The organism is Bradyrhizobium diazoefficiens, assembly GCF_016616235.1.
In the GTDB taxonomy this organism is placed as follows: Bacteria; Pseudomonadota; Alphaproteobacteria; order Rhizobiales; family Xanthobacteraceae; genus Bradyrhizobium; species Bradyrhizobium diazoefficiens_H.
Genome location: NZ_CP067100.1, coordinates 2,966,531 through 2,989,905 on the forward strand (window position 1 = coordinate 2,966,531; position 23,375 = coordinate 2,989,905).

General features: G+C 63.9%; 21 protein-coding genes and 1 pseudogene. 17 read left to right on the forward strand and 5 right to left on the reverse strand.

Going from position 1 to position 23,375, the window contains the following annotated elements:
- The first annotated feature begins 84 nt into the window (after positions 1-84).
- Positions 85-948 carry a formyltetrahydrofolate deformylase gene (gene purU / locus JJB99_RS13975; RefSeq protein WP_200499295.1) on the forward strand — a complete coding sequence of 288 codons (864 nt, stop codon included), beginning with the start codon at positions 85-87 and terminating at the stop codon, positions 946-948.
- Positions 949-992: 44 nt separating this feature from the next.
- Here the strand turns inward: purU and JJB99_RS13980 are convergent, their stop codons facing one another.
- A complete protein-coding gene (locus JJB99_RS13980) occupies positions 993-1,277 on the reverse strand; it encodes a hypothetical protein (protein WP_200499296.1) in 285 nt (94 codons plus the stop codon).
- 521 nt (positions 1,278-1,798) lie between these two features.
- Here JJB99_RS13980 and JJB99_RS13985 point away from each other — a divergent pair.
- The 6 genes from JJB99_RS13985 to JJB99_RS14010 all read left to right on the forward strand — a co-directional run bounded on the left by JJB99_RS13985 (position 1,799) and on the right by JJB99_RS14010 (position 7,670).
- Entirely contained in the window at positions 1,799-2,977 is a 1,179-nt protein-coding gene (locus tag JJB99_RS13985; RefSeq protein WP_200499297.1) for an ABC transporter substrate-binding protein, read from the forward strand.
- Between the two features lie 187 nt (positions 2,978-3,164).
- The gene (locus JJB99_RS13990) at positions 3,165-4,034 is read left to right on the forward strand and encodes a branched-chain amino acid ABC transporter permease (RefSeq protein ID WP_200499298.1); all 870 of its coding nucleotides are present in this window, start codon (positions 3,165-3,167) and stop codon (positions 4,032-4,034) included.
- 8 nt (positions 4,035-4,042) lie between these two features.
- Entirely contained in the window at positions 4,043-5,071 is a 1,029-nt protein-coding gene (locus JJB99_RS13995) for a branched-chain amino acid ABC transporter permease (RefSeq protein WP_200499299.1), read from the forward strand.
- Positions 5,068-5,823, forward strand: a complete 756-nt coding sequence (locus tag JJB99_RS14000) for an ABC transporter ATP-binding protein (RefSeq protein WP_200499300.1) — start codon at positions 5,068-5,070, stop codon at positions 5,821-5,823. The genes JJB99_RS13995 and JJB99_RS14000 overlap by 4 nt, the downstream gene beginning before the upstream one ends.
- Positions 5,816-6,532, forward strand: coding sequence for an ABC transporter ATP-binding protein (locus JJB99_RS14005; RefSeq protein WP_200499301.1), 717 nt, complete (start codon positions 5,816-5,818; stop codon positions 6,530-6,532). The genes JJB99_RS14000 and JJB99_RS14005 overlap by 8 nt, the downstream gene beginning before the upstream one ends.
- 19 nt (positions 6,533-6,551) lie before the next feature.
- On the forward strand, positions 6,552-7,670 hold the full coding sequence (locus JJB99_RS14010) for a cobalamin-independent methionine synthase II family protein (protein WP_200499302.1): 1,119 nt from the start codon (positions 6,552-6,554) through the stop codon (positions 7,668-7,670).
- 167 nt (positions 7,671-7,837) lie between these two features.
- On the opposite strand, the gene JJB99_RS14015 is transcribed toward JJB99_RS14010, so the two are convergent.
- Complete coding sequence (locus tag JJB99_RS14015) at positions 7,838-9,556, reverse strand: caspase family protein (RefSeq protein WP_200499303.1); 1,719 nt, start codon at positions 9,554-9,556, stop codon at positions 7,838-7,840.
- A gap of 167 nt (positions 9,557-9,723) precedes the next feature.
- Between JJB99_RS14015 and JJB99_RS14020 the strand changes: the two genes are divergently transcribed.
- The 7 genes and pseudogenes from JJB99_RS14020 to JJB99_RS14050 all read left to right on the forward strand — a co-directional run bounded on the left by JJB99_RS14020 (position 9,724) and on the right by JJB99_RS14050 (position 17,677).
- The gene (locus JJB99_RS14020; protein ID WP_200499304.1) at positions 9,724-11,079 is read left to right on the forward strand and encodes a hypothetical protein; all 1,356 of its coding nucleotides are present in this window, start codon (positions 9,724-9,726) and stop codon (positions 11,077-11,079) included.
- A 65-nt stretch (positions 11,080-11,144) separates the two neighbouring features.
- Positions 11,145-12,341, forward strand: coding sequence for a methionine adenosyltransferase (gene metK / locus JJB99_RS14025; protein ID WP_200499305.1), 1,197 nt, complete (start codon positions 11,145-11,147; stop codon positions 12,339-12,341).
- Between the two features lie 123 nt (positions 12,342-12,464).
- A complete protein-coding gene (ahcY, locus tag JJB99_RS14030) occupies positions 12,465-13,886 on the forward strand; it encodes an adenosylhomocysteinase (protein ID WP_200499306.1) in 1,422 nt (473 codons plus the stop codon).
- 133 nt (positions 13,887-14,019) lie between these two features.
- Positions 14,020-14,334, forward strand: a pseudogene (locus JJB99_RS14035) (FAD-containing monooxygenase EthA); the annotation flags it as partial.
- A gap of 389 nt (positions 14,335-14,723) precedes the next feature.
- Positions 14,724-15,653 carry an aspartyl/asparaginyl beta-hydroxylase domain-containing protein gene (locus JJB99_RS14040; protein ID WP_200499307.1) on the forward strand — a complete coding sequence of 310 codons (930 nt, stop codon included), beginning with the start codon at positions 14,724-14,726 and terminating at the stop codon, positions 15,651-15,653.
- 11 nt (positions 15,654-15,664) lie between these two features.
- Positions 15,665-16,123 carry a YybH family protein gene (locus JJB99_RS14045; protein ID WP_200500155.1) on the forward strand — a complete coding sequence of 153 codons (459 nt, stop codon included), beginning with the start codon at positions 15,665-15,667 and terminating at the stop codon, positions 16,121-16,123.
- Between the two features lie 213 nt (positions 16,124-16,336).
- Positions 16,337-17,677, forward strand: coding sequence for an MFS transporter (locus JJB99_RS14050; RefSeq protein ID WP_200499308.1), 1,341 nt, complete (start codon positions 16,337-16,339; stop codon positions 17,675-17,677).
- A gap of 59 nt (positions 17,678-17,736) precedes the next feature.
- On the opposite strand, the gene JJB99_RS14055 is transcribed toward JJB99_RS14050, so the two are convergent.
- The 3 genes from JJB99_RS14055 to galE all read right to left on the reverse strand — a co-directional run bounded on the left by JJB99_RS14055 (position 17,737) and on the right by galE (position 21,415).
- Entirely contained in the window at positions 17,737-18,444 is a 708-nt protein-coding gene (locus JJB99_RS14055) for a fumarylacetoacetate hydrolase family protein (protein WP_200499309.1), read from the reverse strand.
- Between the two features lie 36 nt (positions 18,445-18,480).
- The gene (locus JJB99_RS14060) at positions 18,481-20,283 is read right to left on the reverse strand and encodes an ABC transporter ATP-binding protein (RefSeq protein ID WP_200499310.1); all 1,803 of its coding nucleotides are present in this window, start codon (positions 20,281-20,283) and stop codon (positions 18,481-18,483) included.
- Between the two features lie 118 nt (positions 20,284-20,401).
- On the reverse strand, positions 20,402-21,415 hold the full coding sequence (gene galE / locus JJB99_RS14065; RefSeq protein ID WP_200499311.1) for a UDP-glucose 4-epimerase GalE: 1,014 nt from the start codon (positions 21,413-21,415) through the stop codon (positions 20,402-20,404).
- 126 nt (positions 21,416-21,541) lie between these two features.
- On the opposite strand from galE, the gene JJB99_RS14070 reads away from it, so the two are divergent.
- The 3 genes from JJB99_RS14070 to JJB99_RS14080 all read left to right on the forward strand — a co-directional run bounded on the left by JJB99_RS14070 (position 21,542) and on the right by JJB99_RS14080 (position 23,368).
- Complete coding sequence (locus tag JJB99_RS14070) at positions 21,542-22,579, forward strand: glycosyltransferase family 4 protein (RefSeq protein ID WP_200499312.1); 1,038 nt, start codon at positions 21,542-21,544, stop codon at positions 22,577-22,579.
- 316 nt (positions 22,580-22,895) lie between these two features.
- Positions 22,896-23,177 (forward strand): DUF1902 domain-containing protein, encoded by a 282-nt coding sequence (locus JJB99_RS14075; protein WP_200499313.1) that lies wholly within the window; start codon positions 22,896-22,898, stop codon positions 23,175-23,177.
- Complete coding sequence (locus JJB99_RS14080) at positions 23,174-23,368, forward strand: type II toxin-antitoxin system HicA family toxin (RefSeq protein ID WP_200499314.1); 195 nt, start codon at positions 23,174-23,176, stop codon at positions 23,366-23,368. Before JJB99_RS14075 ends, JJB99_RS14080 begins: the two co-directional genes overlap by 4 nt.
- Positions 23,369-23,375 lie beyond the last annotated feature (7 nt).

Below are 23,375 nucleotides of genomic sequence, written 5' to 3' on the forward strand. Positions count from 1 at the left end.
GGGTCGGTGCTAGAGCAGGCGGAAATCGCAGAGGCCCCGTGAGCCTTTGCCCAACCTTCATCAAGAGTCATTTCTTCAACAGCCATGCCCAATCATCAATATGTCCTGACCCTGTCCTGCCCGGATCGCCCCGGCATCGTCTCGGCGGTGTCAACCTTTTTGGCCCACAACGGACAGAACATTCTCGACGCCCAGCAGTTCGACGACGTCGAGACCAGGAAATTCTTCATGCGCGTGGTGTTCACCGCGGCCGATCTCGCCGTGGAACTATCGGCGCTCCAGACCGGCTTTGCCGCGATCGCTGAGCGCTTTGGCATGGAGTGGCAGATGCGCGACCGCGCCGCGCATCGCAAGGTGATGCTGCTGGTGTCGAAGTCCGACCATTGCCTGGTCGACATCCTCTATCGCTGGCGCACCGGCGAATTGCCGATGGTCCCGACCGCGATCGTCTCCAACCACCCGCGCGAGGTCTATGCCGGGCTCGATTTAGGCGGCATCCCGTTCCACCATCTGCCTGTCGCCAAGGAGACCAAGCGCGAGCAGGAAGCGCAGATCATCGATCTCGTCGCCAGGACCGGCACCGATCTCGTCGTGCTCGCCCGCTACATGCAGATTCTATCCGACGATCTCTCGGCCAAGCTGTCGGGGCGCTGCATCAACATCCATCATTCGTTTTTGCCGGGCTTCAAGGGCGCAAAACCCTATCACCAGGCCCATGAGCGCGGGGTGAAGCTGATCGGTGCCACCGCGCATTACGTCACGCGCGACCTCGACGAGGGCCCGATCATCGACCAGGACGTCGAGCGGATCAGCCATCGCGACACGCCGGAAGATCTCGTCCGCAAGGGCCGCGACATCGAACGCCGCGTTCTTGCCCGCGCGATCCGTTACCACCTTGACGACCGTGTGATCCTCAACGGTCGCAAGACCGTGGTGTTCGTGGATTGATCTGGTTTACCTCTGCCCGCAAGCGGGGCGAGGGAGCACACTGTCTAGTGCACCGCGCCGGCCGACGTGGACCCCGTCGCCCCCTTCTGCGCCTGCTCCTCCTTCTCACGATCAGCCGCCGGTAGCAGCCGCTTGCGCTCGCGTTCCTTCATGTAAGCCTCGTATTGCGGCGTGCCCGGCCGCGGCGGAGCATCCGCCGGCAGGCCGCCGGCCCATTGCGGGATGTAGTCGCCCATGCCGGCCGAGAGCTTCTCGTTGACGGTGCCGCAGCCGCACAGCCCCGCAGCGAGCGCGACGAGGGTGAGGACGGAGCGGAAAGACTTGGGCATCGTGGGAGCGCGGGTCCTGTCGTTTGTGCGCCAGCTCAGGCCGGCATCGGAGAATAGCCTTCAACAAGGTAAAATAGTCTTATTCGAGATAGGTACCGAATTACCTAGTTGCGTCGCCGAGACCTGCCTGTTGTCCGAATTCTGCAAAAGAAGGACGAATTCCTCCATCCTCCTGGCCGCTGGCGTTCCTAAAGTGCGGCATCAGGCTCGCGACAAACCGGCTTGCCGGATGCGGGGCTTTTTCGTTGACAGGTCCATTTTATTTGTACATTCGTACAAATGATGGCGGATAAGATCCGGATGCTCGGGTTACCCCGGTGTAACCGCGGCACCGCTCTGCGCTCTCAGTCATCGGAACGCGCGACTTGCGCCGAATGGTCGCCAAACGTCCGATTGACAATGAGGGCGTGAAATATGCCATGTGACAGGCGACATCGTGCGTGCGTGAGCTAAGCCTAAGGCAAGGACCGGGCACTCGGTCCGGCGCACAAGAGGTCGGGAATGAAGGGGAGGGACATCTGATGTTCGAACGCAAGATTTTCTCAACGACCGCAGCAGCGGCTGCCATCGCGAGCCTCGCGGCCGTCATGCCGGCGAGGGCCGAGGACACCGTCAAGGTCGGCCTGATCCTGCCGATGACCGGCGGCCAGGCTTCGACCGGCAAGCAGATCGAGAACGCGATCAAGCTCTACATGCAGCAGAAGGGCGACACCGTCGCCGGCAAGAAGGTCGAGATCATCGTCAAGGACGATGCGGCCATTCCGGACAAGACCAAGACCGCCGCGCAGGAGCTGATCGTCAACGATAAGGTCAATTTCATCGCGGGCTTCGGCGTGACGCCGGCCGCGCTCGCCGCCGCGCCGCTCGCGACCCAGGCCAAGATTCCGGAAGTCGTGATGGCGGCCGGCACCTCGATCATCACCGAGCGTTCGCCCTACATCGTGCGCACCAGCTTCACGCTGGCGCAGTCCTCCACGATCATCGGCGACTGGGCGGTGAAGAACGGCATCAAGAAGGTGGCGACGCTCACCTCGGACTACGCGCCAGGCAATGATGCGCTCAACTTCTTCAAGCAGAACTTCACCGCTGGCGGCGGCGAAGTAGTTGAAGAGGTCAAGGTGCCCTTGCAAAATCCCGACTTCGCGCCGTTCCTGCAGCGCATGAAGGACGCCAAGCCCGACGCGATCTTCGTGTTCGTGCCGGCCGGCCAGGGCGGCAACTTCATGAAGCAATATGCCGAGCGCGGCCTCGACAAGGCCGGCATCAAGGTCATTGGACCCGGCGACGTCACCGATGACGACCTGCTCAACAACATGGGCGACGCCGTGCTCGGCACCGTCACCGCGCATCTCTATTCGGCGGCGCATCCCTCGCAGATGAACAAGGACTTCGTCGCGGCCTACAAGAAGGCGTTCGGCAGCCGACCCGGCTTCATGGCGGTGAGCGGCTATGACGGCATCCACCTGATCTACGAGGCGCTGAAGAAGACGGGTGGCGACACCGACGGCACCAAGCTGGTCGAGGCCATGAAGGGCCAGAAGTGGGAGAGCCCGCGCGGCCCGATCTCGATCGATCCCGAGACGCGCGATATCGTGCAGAACATCTATATCCGCAAGGTCGAGAAGGTCGACGGCGAGCTCTACAACGTCGAGTTCGCGACCTTCGAAGCCGTCAAGGATCTCGGCAAGACCAAGAAGTGACGCGCTCGCTCACCTCTCCCGCTTGCGGGAGAGGTCGACGCGAAGCGTCGGGTGAGGGCTCTTTCGACCAAGGGATTGTCCCTTTGCGGAGACACCCTCTCCCCACCCCTCTCCCGCAAGCGGGAGAGGGAGCGCAGCAGCGGACTCCGCCAAACCTCCTGTCTTCTCGATAGCGATCCACGCCTCGATGACCTCAATCCTCACCAACCTGTTCGATGGCGTCGCCTACGGCATGCTGCTGTTCGTGCTGGCCTGCGGGCTCGCGGTCACGCTCGGCCTGATGAACTTCGTCAACCTCGCCCACGGCGCCTTTGCCATGGCCGGCGGCTATGTCTGCATGGTGCTGGTCAACCGGACGGGCTGGCCGTTCTTCGCCGCGCTGCCGCTCGCCTTCGTCTCGTCGGCTGCAATCGGTATCCTGCTCGAGCGCACGCTCTACCGGCACCTCTATGCGCGCAGCCATCTCGACCAGGTGCTGTTCACCATCGGCCTGACCTTCATGTCGGTTGCGGCCGTGGACTACATCCAGGGCTCCTCGCGCGTCTTCATCAACCTGCCGGCCGCGCTCCAGGGCCAGTTCGACCTGTTCGGCGTCGGCATCGGCCGCTACCGGTTGATGATCATCGTGATCTGCGGCCTGCTCACCATCGCTCTCCAGATGGTATTGGCGAAGACCCGTTTCGGCAGCCGCTTGCGGGCCGCGGTCGATGATCCGCGGGCGGCAAGCGGCCTCGGCATCAACGTGCCGCAGGTGTTCGCCTTCACCTTCGCATTCGGATGCGGCCTCGCCGGCCTCGGCGGTGCGCTCAGCGCTGAGATCCTCGGCCTCGATCCGTATTTTCCGCTCAAGTTCATGATCTACTTCCTGATCGTGGTCACGGTCGGCGGCTCTTCCTCCATCACCGGCCCGTTCCTGGCCTCGCTCCTGCTCGGCATCGGCGACGTCGCCGGCAAATATTACGTGCCGAAGATGGGCCCCTTCGTGATCTACACCATGATGATCGTGATTCTGATCTGGCGCCCGAACGGCCTGTTCGGCCGCACCGCCGCGCGTTGAGTTCGCCGATGAGCGCTGCCTCCGACGTCGGTTATCATGCCCAGCGCCAGGCGCGCTGGCACTATGGTGAAGTCGCCTTCTGGCTGATCGTGCTGGCCTGCGGGTTTCTGTTCCCCACCCGCTATCTGATCATGACCGACATCCTGCGCTTGGCGCTGTTCACGATGTCGCTCGACCTGATCCTCGGCTACGCCGGCATCGTCTCGCTCGGCCATGCCGCCTTCTTCGGCGTCGGCGCCTATGCCGCGGGGCTGCTCGCCTTGCACGGGATCGTCAACGAGCCCGTGCTGGCCCTCATCGTTGCCGGGCTCGCGGCGATGGTGCTCGGTTTTGCCACCAGCTTCCTGGTGATCCGCGGTGTCGACTTGACCCGGCTGATGGTCACGCTCGGCATCGCGCTGCTGCTGGAGGCGCTGGCCGAGCGTTTCTCCAACGTCACCGGCGGCACCGACGGCTTGCAAGGGATCGAGATGCAGCCGATCTTCGGCGAAATCCCGTTCGACATGTTCGGCAAGGCCGGCTTCTTCTATTCGCTGACTGTCCTGTTTCTGCTGTTCCTGCTCGCCCGCCGTATCGTGCATTCGCCGTTCGGCCTGTCGCTGCGCGCGATCAAGAATAATCCGCTGCGGGCCGCTGCGATCGGCATCCCCGTCAACCGCCGCCTGATCGCGATCTACACGTTGGCTGCGTTCTATGCTGGCGTCGCAGGCGCGCTGTTCACCCAGACCACCGCGATCGCCTCGCTCGACGTGTTCGCCTTCGAACGCTCCGCCGACCTGATGCTGGTGCTGGTGATCGGCGGCACCGGCTATCTCTATGGCGGCCTGATCGGCGCGGTGATCTTCCGCATGCTCCAGGAAGTGTTCTCCACCATCACCCCGCAATACTGGCAGTTCTGGATCGGCCTCGTGCTGGTCGTGATCGTGCTGGTCGGCCGCCAGCGCCTGCATCGCTGGGTGCTGTATGTCCCGAACCTCGTGATCAAGCAGGTGGCCGGGCGCAAGGCCGTCGTCGCTGTGCCGGAGAGCGACGCATGACCATCGCGCTCGAAACCCAAAATCTCGAAAAGACCTTTGGCGGCCTGCGTGTCACTCGCGATCTGTCGCTCAGGATCGAGCAGGGCGCCCGTCACGCGCTGATCGGCCCGAACGGCGCCGGCAAGACCACGGTCATCAACCAGCTCACCGGCGTGCTGAAGCCGAACTCCGGCCGCATCCTGCTCGAAGGCCAGGACATCACCGATTTGCCCGTGCACAAGCGCGTGCTGCGCGGCCTGTCGCGCACCTTTCAGATCAACCAGCTCTATCCGGACCTGAGCCCGCTCGAAACCATCGGCCTTGCCGTGTCCGAACGTCTCGGCCATGGCGGCGACTGGTGGCGGCGGATGGGCACGCGCAGCGACGTCAATGACGAGATCGCCGATCTCTTGGCGCGCTTCCATCTGCTCGACGTCATGAACGAGCAGACGGTGACCTTGCCTTACGGCAAGCAGCGCCTGCTCGAGATCGCGGTCGCGATCGCCGCCAAGCCGCGCGTGCTGCTGCTTGACGAGCCCGCAGCCGGCGTCCCCGAGAGCGAGCGCCACGACATTCTCGCCGTCGTAGGCAGCCTGCCGCGCGACGTCACGGTGCTGCTGATCGAGCACGACATGGACCTCGTCTTCTCCTTCGCCGACCGCATCTCGGTGCTGGTCTCCGGCGCGCTGCTCACCGAAGGCCCGCCCGACCAGGTCGCGCGCGATCCGCAGGTGAAGGCGGTCTATCTCGGCGAGGAGGCGGTCAATGTCTGACCTGCTCGCGATCGATAGCTTGCGCGCCGGTTACGGCGAGGCGGTGGTGCTGCCCAACATGTCCCTGCGCCTCGCCGAGGGGCAGGTGTTGGCGCTCTTGGGCCGCAACGGCACCGGCAAGACCACGCTGATCAACTCCATCGTCGGCGTCACCCGCCGTTTCTCCGGCACCGTCGGATTGGCCGGCACCGACGTCACAGGTTTGCGGCCCGACCAGCGGGCGCGCGCCGGGATCGGCTGGGTGCCGCAGGAGCGCAACATCTTCCGCTCGCTCACGGTGGAAGAGAACATGACCGCGGTGGCGCAGCCCGGCCCCTGGACCGTCGAGAAGGTCTACGAGATGTTCCCGCGGCTGAAGGAGCGGCGGAGCAATTTCGGCAACCAGCTCTCCGGCGGCGAGCAGCAGATGCTGGCGATCGGCCGCGCGCTGACCCTCAACCCCAAGGTCCTGCTGCTGGACGAGCCGACCGAGGGGCTGGCCCCCATCATCGTCGAGGAGCTCTTGAAGGCGATCGGGGCCATCACCCGGGCGGGCGGCATCTGCTCGATCATTGTCGAGCAGAACGCCCAAAAGATTCTGGGGCTGGCCGACCGCGTTGTGATATTGGAGCGCGGAACGATCGTCCACGACGCTCCGAGCGCCGCGCTGAAGGCCGACCCGTCGGTCCTCGAGCGCCACCTCGGCGTCGCAGGGGCGGCGGCCCACTAAAATATCTCGGGAGTAAATAATGCAGCGAACCAAAGCCCCCTTCCGTGCCGACGAAGTCGGCAGCCTCCTGCGCCCCGCCAAGATCAAGGACGCCCGTGCCAAGCTCGAGAAGGGCGAGATCTCGGCCGACGATCTGCGCAAGATCGAGGACATGGAGATCGAGAAGGTCGTGCACAAGCAGGCTTCGATCGGGCTGAAGCTCGCGACCGACGGCGAATTCCGCCGCTCCTGGTGGCATTTCGATTTTCTGGCCAAGCTCACCGGTTGCGAGATGTTCCATCCCGACACCGGCATCCAGTTCGCGGGCGTTGAGACCCGGCATGATGCGGTGCGCGTGATCGGCAGGCTCGACTTCCCCGATGAGCATCCCATGCTGGACCACTTCCGCTTCCTGAAGAAGGTCGCCGACCAGGCCCACGTCACGGCCAAGATGACGATCCCGTCGCCCGCGGTGCTGCACTTCCGCGGCGGTCGCAAGTCGATCTCCAAGGACGTCTATCCCGACCTCGACGCCTTCTACGAGGATCTCGGCAAGACCTACCGCAAGGCCGTGAAGGCGTTCTACGACGCCGGCTGCCGCTATCTGCAATTCGACGACACCGTGTGGGCCTATCTCTGCTCGCAGGACGAGTTGCAGAAGGCGCGCGAGCGTGGCGACAATCCGGACGGCCTGCAGCAGATCTATGCCCGCATCATCAACTACGCGCTGGCCGAGAAGCCCGCCGACATGGTGGTGACGACGCATGTCTGCCGCGGCAATTTCCGCTCGACCTGGATTTCCTCGGGCGGCTACGAGCCGGTAGCCGAGACCATGCTCGCCGGCACCAATTACGACGGCTATTTCCTCGAATACGACAGTGATCGCGCCGGCGGCTTCGAGCCGCTGCGCTTCCTGCCCAAGGGCAACAAGGTGGTCGTGGTCGGCGTCATCACCTCGAAGTTCGGCGAGCTCGAGAAGAAGGACGACATCAAGCGCCGTCTGGAAGAAGCCGCCAAGTTCGCCCCGCTGGAGCAACTCGCGCTCTCGCCGCAGTGCGGCTTTGCTTCGACCGAAGAGGGCAACATCCTCTCCGAGGAGGAGCAGTGGGCCAAGCTCAGCCTCGCGGTCGAGATCGCGAAGGAAGTGTGGGGCAACTGAGCCTCGCAGCTAGCCTCGCTCGTGTCCCGGACGCGCGTGCAACGCTCTTGCGTTGCTGCGCAGAGCCGGGACCCATGCTGCTAGACTTGCTCTTCGATGATATAGGCCCCGGCTCGGCAGCGCACCGCTGAAGAAGCGCTGCGCTGCCTCCGGGGCACGAGACCAACTCACTTCTCCGCCAGATAGACCTCGCCCAGCAGCGACGAGTTCGACCACGGCACCTGCTTGTTCTTCGTGCTCGACACCACTTCGGCCCGAACCCGCGTCAGCATCTGCTGCACCTCCAGCCCCGGCGTGCCGATGTGGCGCGAGAGCGCGGCGGAGAACGGCGAGTTGGCGCCTTCGCCGTCGAGCGCGACCTGGCCGGGCGCGGTGGCGAAGGCGATCAGCGTGCCGGCGCCGAGCGTCGCGCCGGCACCCAGGCTCGTCGGCGCTGCAAGGCCCGATGCCCCCTCGATAGCCCGATTGGTGCCGGCGCTCGCCATCTGCTGCGCCATCGGATTGTTGCGGCAGGCGTCGAAGATCAAGATGTTGGTGCGGACTTGGTCGTCGAGGCCGGCCATGATCGTGTCCATATCGATCATCGCTTCCGTCATGCTCGCGCCCGGCTTGAGCTCGACGTCAACGGGAACGAGATAGTTGCGGCCGTCGACCTGCACGCCGTGCCCGGCATAGTAGACCAATGCGACCTGCGCCCGTGCCGCATCGCGCAGGAAATCGCGCGTCATCTTCTGCATCGTGGCGCGGTCGAGGTCGACGCCCTCGGCCACCGTGAAGCCGATGTCGCGCAGGCTCCTGGCGACCGCCCGCGCGTCGTTCGGCGGGTTGGGCAGCGCCTTGACATGCGCATAGGCGCCGTTGCCGATGACCAGCGCCATGCGCGTGCCGTGCGCAGCCGGAGCAGGCGAGGGCGTAGGTGCCGCGCCGGTCTGCTGCGGGGCAGGGGCTGCCGTCGGCTGCGTCACCGGCGACGGCGCATCGCGCGGGATCGGCGCGGCTGCATCGGTCACCAGCAACAGCCGCACCTTTGCGGTGGCTTGGTTGGCCTTGCTGCCGGCATCCGAGGCCACGATTGCGAGCGTCGCGTTGTAGTCGTCGCGCGCATGCGCGTACTCGCCCTTGGCCTCATAGGCCAGTGCGCGGTGGAAATAGCCGGCGATCAGCACGCTGTTCGGCGGCGTCATGATGTTGACTGGCGGCTTCTCCTTGGCGAGCCGGATCGCCTCGCTGCTATCGGCGATGGCGCGATCGAGGTCGCCCTTGGCGCGCCAGATCGAGGTGCGGCTGATCAGCGGCTGCGGCAGGGTCGGGTCGAGCCGGATCGCCTGGTTGATGTCGGTGATCGCGCCGTCGAGATCGCCGAGCGCCTGTTTCGAGATGCCGCGGTTCTGGAATGAGAACGCCGACTTCGGATCGGCCTTGATCGACAAATCGTAATCGGCGATGGCCTTGGCGTAGTCGCCCTTGCCGCGCCAAGCATTGCCGCGATTGTGGAAGATGATGCCGCTGGGCGGACCGAGCTTGAGCGCATCGTCGAAATCGGCGATCGCGATGTCGTAGTCGGCCTTGTCGAAATAGGCCGACCCCCTGAGATTGTAGGCCGCCTGGCTCGGCTGGAGCCGGATTGCTTCGGTCGTGTCAGCGATGACCTTGGCGTAATCGCCCTTCTTGTTCCAGCCCACCGCGCGCCAGAAATAGACGGTCGCGAGCTGCTCGCCCTTGAATACTTTCAGCGCCATGATCTTGCTGCAGGCATTGACCATCTGGTCCGCCGGCGTGCTCTCGGTGGTGCAGAGCGGCCCGAGCTGATTGCGCGCCTGCGCCAAGGCGGGCACGGTCCACAGCGCGGCGGCGAGCAGGCAGAGTGCGGCGAGGAGGCGACGCATGACGGCGGTCCCATAAGAGCAGAGGCGCCTGTTTGTTGTCCGGGGGGACGCCGGGGTTCACGCTCCCGTCATTGGACTTGGGCTAAAGCGGATGGCGGGTATTCCCTCAGTGGGCAGAATTTGCTACGAGGCGAGTCCCAACGCTCCTGCCCACCACATTCCCACCGATGAAGAACGACGAAATCCTGAGCCAAATCACCGAGTTCTGCCGCAAGGCGGACATGGCGGAATCGACGTTCGGCCGGCGTGCGGTGAACGATGGGAAGCTGGTGCACCGCCTGCGCGAGGGAAAGCGCATCACCATCGACACGCTGGAGCGGATCCAGGCCTATATCGCGGCATCGACGACCGGCGGCCTGCCGCCGCCGCGCGGTCTCCAGGTGCCCCCGGAAAAGCGCGATCCGCGCGGCAATTTCCGCTTCTTCGAGAACCGCCAGAAATACCTGCTGTTCGTCCACACCTGCAGCGAGAAACGCGTGGTCGCGGAGCGCGTGGCGCTGGAGCTCTCCAGCATCCATCCGCGCCCGCCGGCCCTGCGCATTTTCGACGCGGGCGTCGGCGACGGCACCGTGCTGGCGCGGGTCCTGCGCGCGACGCACCAGCGCTACCCGCACATGCCGTTCTACGTTGCCGGCAAGGAGCTTAGCCTCGAGGATCTGCGCCTGACGCTGGAGAAAGTGCCGGACCGCATTTTCGAGCACCCGGCATCGGTGTTCGTCTTCACCAACATGTTCTATTCGGAGGCGCCCTGGCTGACGCCGGCATCGCCCGCGGCGGCCGCCGCCACGGTCTGGCATGAGGTTCCGCTGCGCGGCGCTTCATCGGGCGAGTTCGAGCAGCAGATCGCCGAGCTGAGGCCGTTCCTGGAGCAGAATTGGCGCGCCGCGATCAGCCCACGTACCGCCATGCCGCTCTACGAACGGCCCGTCGTCCTCGTGCTCTATCGCGAGGACCACAGGTTCCTGTTGGATTCGACCATTCCGCGACCCGGTGCGACCGAAGCCAATTTCGATCTCGTCATCGCATCCCAGCCCTACCGCGCCCTGTCCTCGGTCAATTTCCGCGCCAAGCGGATCATTGCGCCGCTGGCGCGGGCGCTCCGGCCCGGGGGACGCCTGATCGGTATCCATTCCCACGGCCAGGATCCCGGCATGGAAATGATTCAGGCGATCTGGCCCGGAGAAAACCCTTTCGCGGTCAGCCGCCATGAGATATTGCGCGCCGTTAAGTATGAGCTCGGGTCGTTGGGCCGCGACCTAAATTTTAATGCTTATGCGGACAACCGCTCGATCTTCAGGTATGATATGGAAGCGCTGCCCAACGAGGTAACGGGTACCATCGGAACCTCGACGGCCTTTGCAGCGTGGAATGCCGCAGTGTATGTGGCGCAGATCGAGGACGACCGATTGACAGAAATGGCTCAAAGCGGCCGCACTCTGGATGCCGCCCGGGACGTGCTGCGCAAGTACAACGGGCTCTGGTTTCTCGACGAATCCTACGTCATCTCGCGACGGCGTGATTGACATAATCCAAGTCTAAACATCGCAAACACCCGCCAGCTTAGCGGCGGCGGAACAAGGGGTTACTGATGCGCGCGTCCTATCTCTTCACCAGCGAGTCCGTGTCCGAGGGCCATCCCGACAAGGTCTGCGACCGGATCTCCGATGAAATCGTCGATCTGTTCTACCGCGAAGGGCCAAAGGCCGGCATCGACCCCTGGCAGATCCGCGCCGCCTGCGAGACGCTGGCAACCACCAACAAGGTCGTGATCGCCGGCGAGACCCGCGGTCCGAAGTCGGTGACCAACGAGCAGATCGAGGGTGTCGTCCGCGACGCGATCAAGGACATCGGCTACGAGCAGGACGGTTTCCACTGGAAGACCTGCGACATCGAGATCCTCTTGCACCCGCAGTCGGCCGATATCGCGCAGGGCGTCGACGCGCTGCAGCCGGGCGAGGTCAAAGAAGAGGGCGCGGGCGACCAGGGCATCATGTTCGGTTACGCCACCAACGAGACGCCCGACCTGATGCCGGCGCCGATCTTCTACGCCCACAAGATCCTCCGCCTGATCTCCGAAGCCCGCCACTCCGGCAAGGAAAAGGTGCTCGGGCCGGACTCCAAGAGCCAGGTCACGGTGCAGTACGAGAACGGCAAGCCGGTCGGCGTGCGCGAGATCGTGGTCTCGCACCAGCATCTGGTCGAGGACCTCTCTTCCAAGCAGATCCGCGACATCGTCGAGCCCTATGTGCGCGAGGCGCTGCCGGCGGACTGGATCACGCCGAGGACGATCTGGCACATTAACCCGACCGGCAAGTTCTACATCGGCGGTCCCGATGGCGATTCCGGCCTGACCGGCCGCAAGATCATCGTCGACACCTATGGCGGCGCGGCCCCGCATGGCGGCGGCGCCTTCTCCGGCAAGGATCCGACCAAGGTCGACCGCTCCGCGGCTTACGCCGCGCGCTACGTCGCCAAGAACATCGTCGCCGCCGGTCTTGCCGACCGCTGCACGCTGCAACTCGCTTACGCCATCGGCGTTGCGCGGCCGCTGTCGATCTACATCGACACCCACGGCACCGGTAAGGTCTCGGAGGATCAGCTCGAGAAGGCCGCCGCCAAGGCGATGGACCTCACTCCGCGCGGCATCCGCACCCATCTCGACCTCAACCGTCCGATCTACGCGCGCACCTCGGCCTACGGCCATTTCGGCCGCACGCCCGACAACGAGGGCGGCTTCTCCTGGGAGAAGACCGATCTCGTCGAGCCGCTCAAGCGCGCGCTCTAGCTCTCTTGCGTCATTCCGGGGCGCCGCGACCGCGGCGTCCCCGGAATCTCGAACCTTACGGATTCCGGGTTCGCTCGTTCACGAGCGCCCTGGAACGACGAGCCAAACAAACAGGAACCCCCAATGAACGCGAAGCCTGGCTTCACCGATTACATCGTCAAGGACATTTCGCTCGCCGATTTCGGCCGCAAGGAGCTCTCGCTGGCCGAGACCGAGATGCCCGGCCTGATGGCCACCCGCGAGGAGTACGGCCCGAAGCAGCCGCTGAAGGGCGCGCGCATCGCAGGCTCCTTGCACATGACGATCCAGACCGGCGTGCTGATCGAGACGCTGGCAGCGCTCGGCGCCGACATCCGCTGGGTCTCCTGCAACATCTATTCGACGCAGGACCACGCTGCCGCCGCGATCGCGGCCGCCGGCATTCCCGTCTTCGCCGTCAAGGGCGAGACGCTGACCGAGTACTGGGACTACACCGCAAAACTGTTCGACTGGCACGGCGGCGGTCACCCGAACATGATCCTCGATGACGGCGGCGACGCCACCATGTATGTCCATCTCGGTCTGCGCGCCGAGAACGGCGACACCGCGTTCCTCGACAAGCCCGGCTCCGAGGAAGAGGAAGTCTTCTTCGCGCTTCTGAAGAAGCAGCTCAAGGAAAAGCCGAAGGGCTACTTCGCCGAGATCGCCAAGAGCATCAAGGGCGTTTCCGAAGAGACCACCACGGGCGTGCATCGTCTCTACGACATGCAGAAGGCCGGCACGCTGCTGTGGCCGGCGATCAACGTCAACGACAGCGTCACCAAGTCGAAGTTCGACAACCTCTATGGCTGCCGCGAATCGCTGGTCGACGGCATCCGCCGCGGCACCGACGTGATGCTGTCGGGCAAGGTCGCGATGGTCGCCGGCTTCGGCGATGTCGGTAAGGGCAGCGCGGCCTCGCTGCGCCAGGCCGGCTGCCGCGTCATGGTGTCGGAAGTCGATCCGATCTGCGCGCTCCAGGCCGCGATGGAAGGCTACGAAGTCGTGACCATGGAAGACGCCGCGCCCCGCGCCGACATCTTCGTCACCGCCACCGGCAACAAGGACATCATCACCATCGAGCACATGCGCGCGATGAAGGATCGCGCCATCGTCTGCAACATCGGTCACTTCGACAACGAGATCCAGATCGCGGCACTCCGCAATCTGAAGTGGACCAACATCAAGCCGCAGGTCGACGAGATCGAATTCCCCGACAAGCACCGCATCATCATGCTGTCCGAGGGACGCCTCGTGAACCTCGGCAACGCGATGGGTCATCCGTCCTTCGTGATGTCGGCGTCCTTCACCAACCAGACGCTGGCGCAGATCGAGCTGTTCGCCAACAACAAGGACGGCAAGTACGAGAAGAAGGTCTACGTGCTGCCCAAGACGCTCGACGAGAAGGTCGCGCGCCTGCACCTCGCCAAGATCGGCGTCAAGCTCACCGAGCTGCGCAAGGACCAGGCCGACTATATCGGCGTGAAGCCGGAAGGCCCGTACAAGTCGGAGCATTACCGATACTGATCGGCGTCAGCTGATTTGTGCAAAATGGCCGGGGGACCCTCCGGCCATTTTTGTGTCCGAAAGCGCCCGTTGGACGTGCAGCGCCCTTGACTAGGGTCGGGGCTTCTCTTCGGGAGTAGAGCCCGTGCCGCGCCCCACCAAGAGCTACGTCATCCTGGAGGGCCGCGACTGTACCGGCGGCACCTGGGACCTGTTTCGCTATCCCGGCTTCCGCTCCGACAGCGACATGTTCACGCTCGGCTATTCCTTCAAGCCGTTGACCGATCCGAAGGCGATCGCGGACGGGCCGCAGATCCTGAATTATGTGCGCGAGACCGCAACCGAGAACGGCATCGAGAAGCACATCCGCTTCCATCATCGCGTCAACCCCGCGGCGTGGTCGACGCCGGATGCGCGCTGGACCGTCGAGGCCGAGCGCGCAACAAGCCGCGCGACGCGCACCATCAAATAGCGCCGTAGCTAGCGCGGCTTGGCCGGTAGGTCTCGCAGCGGCCGGTTACCCCATCTATGTGCAGCGCTCGGTCGCCAGGATGCCGAAGTCGGGCTCGAAGCGGCCGTGGCGGCTGTATCAGAACTACGCGTTCGACATCGTCTCCTTGCGCTTCGGCAAGATCGACGACGGCGTGATGCAGTATTCCTGATCACGCCGCCGTCCCTGACGTTCAAGGTCTCCAGGCGTTGTCGCGGCCCTGATTCGGCTCCCTTGGCCCGTTTCAGCGCCCGGTTCCACTCCCGTGCTCTCCCCAGCGTGACCGCAACCTACCGGTGAATATCTTGCCGCTTGGACCCGGTCGATGTAGATGACGTCCCCGGCTGGGTCACTTGGGATTTGGGGAGATGTTGAAACAGCTTTTTGCGCCGCAACTTGTCATTCTCTATGTGCTTGCGGCTTCGACGATTTACGTTCACTTCCGCGGCAAGCAGCGGCTGCGCTTCGCGCGCCAGCTCGGCGATCACTCGACCTATCTCGCGCCCTACAATGTGCTGATGTATGCGGGCTCGGCCGTGCCGAACAGGCCGGTGATCCCGGTCGAGCAGTTTCCCGAGCTGAAGCCGCTCAGCGAGAACTGGGAGACCATTCGCGACGAGGCCGTGCGCCTGTTCGACGAGGGTTTTATCCGCGCGGCCGCGAAGAACAACGACTGGGGCTTCTACTCGTTCTTCAAGAGCGGCTGGAAGCGCTTTTACCTGAAATGGTACGACGACTTCCTGCCCTCGGCGAACACGCTGTGCCCGAAGACGGTGGAGCTGCTCAAGTCGATCCCGAACGTGCACGGCGCAATGTTCGCGATGCTGCCGCCTGGGGGCAAGCTCGGCGCCCACCGCGATCCCTTCGCCGGCTCGCTGCGCTATCACCTCGGCCTGGTCACGCCGAACTCGAACAAGTGCCGCATCCTGGTCGACGGCGTCGAATGCGTCTGGCGCGACGGCGAGGCCTTCATGTTCGACGAGACCTTCATCCACAGCGCGGAGAATGCCACCGACGTCAACCGCATCATCCTGTTCTGCGACGTCGAGCGCCCGATGAAGTACGGCTTCATGACCGCGATCAACCGCTGGGTCAGCCAGCACATCGTCAAGGCCTCGGCGACCCAGAACGTCGATGGTGAAAATGTCGGCGTGCTCAACAAGGTGTTCGGCAAGCTCTACGAGATCCATCTCGCCAGCCGCAAGGTCAAGGCGTGGAACCGCAACGTCTACTACACGCTGAAGTATTCGCTGACGGCGCTGATCCTCGGCCTGATCGTGCTCTCGGCGCTGCGGTGAATGATCAGGCAGTGGCGCCCTTGCCGATTGCTAACGCGGAGATCGCGCAGTTCTTCCGCAACTGGCTGGAGACCTTCGCGGGCCATGTCCGCGAGGTCGACTACGCTTCGGCGCGGCCGCTCTTCCATCCGGATGTGCTCGCGTTCGGCACGCACAGCGACGTCATCCCTGGCATCGATCAATGGGTCTCGACCCAATGGGACAATGTCTGGCCGAAGACGAGCGATTTCCGTTTCGTCCTCGAGCAGACCTCTGTTCTGGCATCTCCTGACGGTGCAATGGCAACCGTGATCGCACCGTGGACGAGCACGGGCTATCATCCCGATGGCAGCGCGTTTGCGCGGCCCGGCCGGGCAACAATGGTGTTCTTCAAGACCGCCGGGGGCTGGCTGTGTGTGCATTCCCACATGTCGCTCAACCGCGGCGTGCCACAGACGAGCCACGGCAATCGGCCGGTGAAGGCTTGGTAGATCGAAGCCATCCGGCATAGACGTTGCGATTGAGTTCACGCGCTCAGCCGCGGGTCAGTAAAGGCGCGGGCAGTCACTCCGGCTTTATTGGTCGACTAAAGTTTTACCCTCTCGTTCCAGCTTGGCTGGAACGCTTTGGAACCTAATCCCGTTTGTTCCTCAACGAACAAGCAGTGAAAAAAAGCAATCGGGGGCTGTCCCAGGGGAACTCCCATGGCAACACTCGGCCTCGACGCCACCCGACTTACCGCATCCGAGCATCAGCGCCAGCTTCGTCGCGCCGTGATCGCGTCCACCGTGGGGACTGCGATCGAATGGTATGATTTCTTTCTCTACAGCACTGTCACCGGTCTGGTTTTCGCAAAACTGTTCTTTCCGCAGTCTGATCCCTGGGTTGGCACGCTGGAAGCGTTTGCGATCTACGCAGTCGGCTTCATCGCGCGCCCGATCGGCGCGGCAATCTTCGGACACTATGGCGACCGCATCGGACGCAAATCGACGTTGATCGCGACGCTGCTCTTGATGGGACTGGCGACCGCCGCGGTGGCCGTGGTGCCGACCTATGCGAGCATCGGCATCTGGGGTGCCGTGATCCTGACCGTGCTGCGATTTATTCAGGGCGTCGGCGTCGGCGGCGAGTGGGGCGGCTCGGTGCTGATGTCGATGGAATGGGCCCGCGACGACCGATCTCGCGGATTGATCGCGTCGTGGCCGCAGTTCGGCGTGCCCTGCGGACTGTTCCTCGCCAACCTTGCCGTGCTGGCGTTCAGCCAGATGGCTGGCGATCAGTTCCTGGCGTGGGGCTGGCGCATTCCGTTCGCGCTCAGCATCATCCTGGTCGGCGTTGGCCTTTATATCCGGCTCGGCATCCTCGAAACGCCGGTGTTCTCAAAGCTCGTGGCCGAACGCCAGATCGACCGCACGCCGATGCTGACGGTGATCCGGCAATACCCGAAGGAGATCCTGCTGTCGGCCTTCGCGCGCATGTCGGAGCAGGCGCCGTTTTACATTTTCACCGCCTTCGTCTTCTCCTATGGCATCGGCACCCTGCACGTTTCGCGCGACTTCCTGCTGACCGCGGTGCTCTCGGCCTCGGTACTGTCGTTCGTCTCGATCCCGCTGTGCGGACATATCTCCGATCAGATCGGCCGCAAGAACATGTATATGATCGGCGCTGCCGTGACGGGTGTCTTCGGCTTCATATATTTCGCAATGCTCAACACCGGATCGCTGACCATCATCTTTCTCGCGATCATCCTGTCGCTCATTCCGCACGATATGCAGTACGGGCCGCAAGCTGCCTTGATCGCGGAGAATTTTACCGGACGCCTGCGCTACAGCGGCTCGTCGCTGGGCTATCAGCTCGCATCCGTGATCGCCGGCGGCCCTGCGCCGTTGATCGCCACTTGGCTGTTCGGCACGTTCCACTCGGCGACCGCGATCGCGGTCTACATCGCGATTTGCGCGGTCGTGACGCTGGCTGCGACCGCGATGATGACCGACTACACCGGGAAGGACATCAACGCGGCGGGCGCGCACCGGCGGCGAACTTGAGGCCGTAAAAAAGCCCCGGACGCGATGTCCGGGGCTTAGCTTTCTCCGTGATCTCGAGGTCAGCCTTGTTCCGGCTGGCCAATGCTCACCTTCAGCCTGCCGACGCCGTCGACGCCGCATTCGAGCTTGTCGCCGACCTGGAGCTGCGACACGCCGGCCGGCGTGCCCGTCATGATAATGTCGCCGGCGGCGAGCTTCACCTGCTGCGAGAGCTGCCAGATGATCTCGGGCACGTTCCAGATCAGCTCATTGAGGTCGCCCTTCTGGGCTTCCTTGCCGTTGACGGTGAGCCAGATCTTGCCGCTGGAGGGATGGCCAATCTTGGCGGCCGGCTGCACCGCAGAGCATGGCGCCGAGCCGTCGAACGACTTGCCGATCTCCCACGGACGCTCCTTCTTGCGCGAGGCGATCTGGAGATCGCGGCGGGTGAGGTCGATACCGACGGCATAGCCGTAGACGTGATCAAGCGCCTTCTCGGCGGGGATGTTGAGGCCGCCGCTCTTCATCGCGACGACCAGCTCGACCTCGTGATGCAAATCCTTCGTCAGCGGCGGATAGGGAATGGTGGCGCCATCGGGCACCAGCATGTCCGCGTGCTTGGCGAAGAAGAACGGCGGGGCGCGCTCGTCATTGCCCATCTCGCGGATGTGCTCGAGATAGTTGCGGCCGACGCACCAGATGCGGCGGACCGGATACCGGCCGCTCTCTCCGACGACCGGAAGCGAGGCCTGGGGCGGAAGCGGGATGACGTAGGAGGCGGCGTTCATGAAGCGGTCTCGCTGCTCTTGGGTTGATGAGGAACTCTATGCGGTTGCGCTGATCGGCGCCAGAGCGCCGGCGTCGCGATGCTGCAGACGAAAGAACGAGGCGTAGCGGCCGGAGCGACGCAGCAATTCGTCGTGCCGGCCATGCTCGACGATCTCGCCCCCCTCGACCACGAGAATCGCGTCGGCGTGCATGATGGTGTGCAGGCGGTGTGCGATCACAATGGTGGTGCGGTTCTGGCACAGATGCTCGATCGCTTCCTGCACCTGCCGCTCCGATTCCGAATCGAGCGCGGCGGTGGCCTCGTCCAGCAGGATGATCGGCGCGTTCTTGATCAACGCGCGCGCCACCGCGATGCGCTGGCGCTGGCCGCCCGACAGCTGCGTGCCGTGCTCCCCGACCGGCGTGTCGTAGCCGAGCGGAAAGCTCATGATGAAATCATGCGCGCAGGCCGCTTTCGCCGCCTCGATGATCTCGTTCTCGCTCGCCCCCGGCTTGCCGAAGGCGATGTTGCTGCGGATGGTGTCGCGGAACAGATAGACGTCCTGGCCAACATAGGCGGTCTGCGCCCGCAGCGATTTGCGCGAGATAGCGCCGATCGACTGGCCATCGATCACGATGTCGCCTTGCGTCACCTCGTGGAAGCGCAGCAGTAGCGCCAGCACGGTCGACTTGCCGCCGCCGGAGGGGCCAACCAGTGCGGTGACCTTGCCGGGCTCGGCGGTGAAGCTCATGCGGTTGAGCACAGTCTCGCCATTGCGATAGGAGAAGCTGACGTCGCGCAGCTCGATGCGGGCATCGGTGAGCCTCAGCGCCGGCTTGTCGTCGTCGGAATGCTCGCTCGCCGGGCTGTCCACGACTTCGAGCAGCATGCGCGCGCCGACCAGCTGGCTGTTGAGGTCGATATTGAGACGCGCCAGCCGCTTGGCCGGCTCGGTCGCCATCAGGAACGCGGTCATGAAGGAGAAGAACGCGCCGGGCGTGGCGTTGAGCGCGACCACGGCGTAGCCGCCGTACATCAGGCAGCCGGCGACCGCGAAGCCGCCGAGCATTTCCATCAGCGGGTTGGAGCGATTGGCGACCCGGGCCATCTTGTTGGCGTTGCGCTCGACAATCGCGATGTTCTCGTCGATGCGCTTCTGCATGGTGTCTTCGAGCGTGAACGCCTTGACCGTGCGGATGCCTTGCAGCGATTCCTGCATCGTTTCCATGATGTCGGCGGTGCCGGTGAACTGGTTGAAGGCGAGGCCCTTGATGCGCTTGACCAGCTTGCGCAGCACCAGCATCGCCGGCGGCACCGCGACGAGGCCGATGAACGACATCAGCGGATCCTGCCACACCATCACGGCGATCATGGCGAGCAGCATCATGAGGTCGCGCCCGACGGCGTTGACCAGCATGTTGAGGACGTCGGTGATCGATTTGGCGCCGGCCGTCAGCCGCGCCAGGAATTCAGAGGAGTGCCGCTCGGAGAAGAAGCCGACGCTCTCGCGCATCAGTTTTGCAAACAGCTGGCGCTGGTTAGTGGCAAGGATCGCGTTGCTGATCTTGGTCAAGATCACCATGTGGCCGTAGGTTGCCACGCCTTTGATGAAGAGCAGGATCACCGTGATCCCTGAGAACATCGCGATGCCCGGGACGTTCTTGTCGACATAAGCCTGGTTGATGACCTGGCCGAGCACGTAGGTCGCACCCGCGGTCGAGCCCGCAGCGAGCGCCATCAGCGCAAAGGCGACGAGGTAGCGCCGCCAGTAGACGAGCCCTTGTTCCGTGACCAGGCGGCGAATCAGGACCGCTGCCGCATAGGGATCGTCGGTGATTTTCTTTGGAAACTGGGCCATCCGGTGTCCATTGACGGGGCAGAACAAAGCCTGCCCGCGCGTCAGGGATCGAATGGCCTCTGTGCCCGCTAAAGCTCCGCTTTTCAAGCCCAATTAAGGACTTGCGCCGAGACGGATTTTAGGCCGAGACCGCGTGGCGGAGTTCGCCATGGCGCTCGCGGAACAGCTTGTCCTCCCAGGCCAGCGCATGCGCCGCGATGGTCTCAAGGTTGTCGTATTGCGGCCGCCAGTCGAGCAGGCCGCGGATGCGGCTGGTGTCGGCGACCATGGTCATGATGTCGCCGGGCCGGCGCGGGGCGTATTGCACGGCGAAGCTGCGCCCCGAAACCCGGCGCACGGCGTCGATGGTCTCCAGTACCGAATAGCCGCGGCCATAGCCGCAATTCAGCGTCGTCGAGGTGCCGCCATTGCGCAAATATGCGAGGGCCGAACGATGCGCCTGCGAGAGGTCCGAAACATGGATGAAGTCGCGGATGCAGCTGCCGTCCTCGGTCGGATAGTCGGTGCCGAACACATCGATCTTGGCGCGCTGTCCGGTCGCGGCTTCCACGGCGATCTTGAGCAGATGCGTGGCGCCGACGGTGGCAAGCCCGATGCGCGCCTGCGGGTCGGCGCCCGCGACGTTGAAATAGCGCAAGGTCACGTACTGCATGCCGTAGGCGGCGGCGACGTCGTGCAGCATGATCTCGGTCATCAGCTTCGAGGAGCCGTAGGGCGACAGCGGCCGCGTCGGCGCGTGCTCGGGCACGGGCACCTGATCCGGATTGCCGTAGACCGCGGCGGTCGAGGAAAAAATGAAGCGGCTGATGCCGCGCTTGACCGCGACGTTGAGCAGATTGCGCGCGGTGGTGAAGTTGTTGCGGTAGTAGCCGAGCGGATCGCGCATCGATTCCGGCACGACGACCGAGCCGGCGAAATGAATGATGCTTTCGATGTCGTGCTGGGCGATCACGCCTTCGAGCAAATTCTCGTCGCCGGCGTCGCCGATGAACAGCGGCACGCGTTCCGGCAGATAGGCCGAGAAACCGGTGGAGAGATCGTCGATCACGACGACGTCCTCGCCGGCTTCCGCCAGCGCCAGAACCGTGTGACTTCCGATATAGCCGGCGCCGCCGGTGACTAGCACAGTCATGGTCTCACCCGTCTTCGATCAACGCGGGATGCTAGCGTTTGCGTGGTGAAGAGGGGGTATCGGCGCGGCTCAACTGGTCACTATGCTTAATGTTGCGTATAGGGACTTTGCGAAACGGAGCGTGACGTGGCGAATTCTCCCGGCGATCTCGAGGTGATCGTGCCAAATCTGCACAGGCGCTATTCCGGGGTCACCGCGACCAACCGGATGGTGGCGCCGCGGCTGGCGAAACTGTTTCGCGCAGGCTGGTTCGGCTCCGACGCGCCGGAGGGGATCGCGCGGTTGAGCGGGCCCGATCTCCTGAAATTGTGGCGGCGCAAGCAGCCCTTGATCTGGCACGCGCGGCGCAACAACGAGATGATCGCAGGCGTCGTGCTGCGCTCGCTCGGCTGGCCGCTCAAGCTCGTCTTCACCTCGGCGGGGCAGCGGCATCACAGCTGGATCACGCGCTGGCTGATCCGGCGCATGGACGCGATCATCGCGACGTCAGACATCTCGGCCTCGTTCCTGAAAGTGCGGTCGACGGTGATCCCGCACGGCGTCGACACCGACGTGTATGCGCCGCCAATCGATCGCGCCGCGGCGTTCGCGGAAGCCGCGCTGCCGGGCCGCTATGCCATCGGCTGCTTCGGCCGCGTGCGTGCACAGAAGGGCACCGATCTGTTCGTCGATGCGATGTGCCGATTGCTGCCGCGCTATCCGGATTTCACCGCCGTCATCGTCGGCCAGATCACGCCCGAGCAAACGCCCTTCGCCAACGACCTGAAGAAGCGCATCGGGGCAGCCAACCTGCAATCGCGCATCGTCGTCACCGGCGAATTGCCGATCGAAGCGGTGCAGCGCTGGTACCAGCGGCTGACGATCTATGCTTTCACCTCACGCAACGAAGGCTTTGGGCTGACGCTGATCGAGGCGATGGCGGCGGGCAGTGCGCTCGTTGCCGCGCGCGCCGGCGCGGCCGAGCTCGTGGTCGAGGATGGCGTGACGGGTGTGCTGATTCCGGCGGGCGATGCAGATGCGCTCGCCGCGGCGCTGGAGCCGTTGATGCGCGACGTGGCTGCCGCGACGGCCATGGGCGAACGCGGGCGGGCACGGGTGCTCGAACGATTCAGCCTCGATGCGGAAGCAAGGCGGATCGGCGAGATCTATCGGCCGCTGCTTTGAGCCGCCGCAAACAAAATCGCGAAAACAACCCCATGCACAGTAGCCGGCGCCAGTTGAATCAACGGTTTGGCTCTCGGAGATTGTGTTTTGCGGATTTTACGAAATCCAGTTGACGCGTCGGGCAAAACAGGTCTAGACTTTCATCATCGCGACATCAGGCCGGCGTGCAAGTGCCGTTGTTAAAACTTATATCGAATCAATGTGTTATGGTGATGAGTGCGGGGTCTTCCAACGCTGGCGGGACCAAGTGGGGTTTTATGCGTTGTCCGGCACTCTGCTTGCCACGCGGTTGCCGCACCTGAGGAGGACTGCCTTGATGACAGAAGTTGCCGCAAGGGGAGCGCCGAAAATGGGCCATCTCATCGTCGTTCGAGCGACTTGGGACAGTGAGGCGTCGGTGTGGACTGCTGAGAGCTCCGATCTTCCGGGCCTCGTCACGGAAGCCGCAAGCCTCGACGAACTCGATGCCAAGCTGCCTGGCCTCATTCGCGATCTTTTGGAAGACGATGCCGTCGCCGAGGGCTATGAAGTCCCTGTCGAGGTGATCGCGAGCTTCTCCAAACGGATCAAGATCGGCTCTGCAAAAGAAGCCGCATGAACAGCTTCACTCCGGAATTGAAACGAATTCTGGAGAAGGCGGGATGTTTTTTTGTTCGACATGGCCGCGGCGATCACGAGATCTGGGAGAGCCCAGTCTCAGGCATCCGTTTTACCGTCGATAACAATATCAAATCTCGGCACACCGCGAACGCGGTTCTGAAGCAGGCTGGGCTGCCCAAGCATTTTTGAGGGGCCT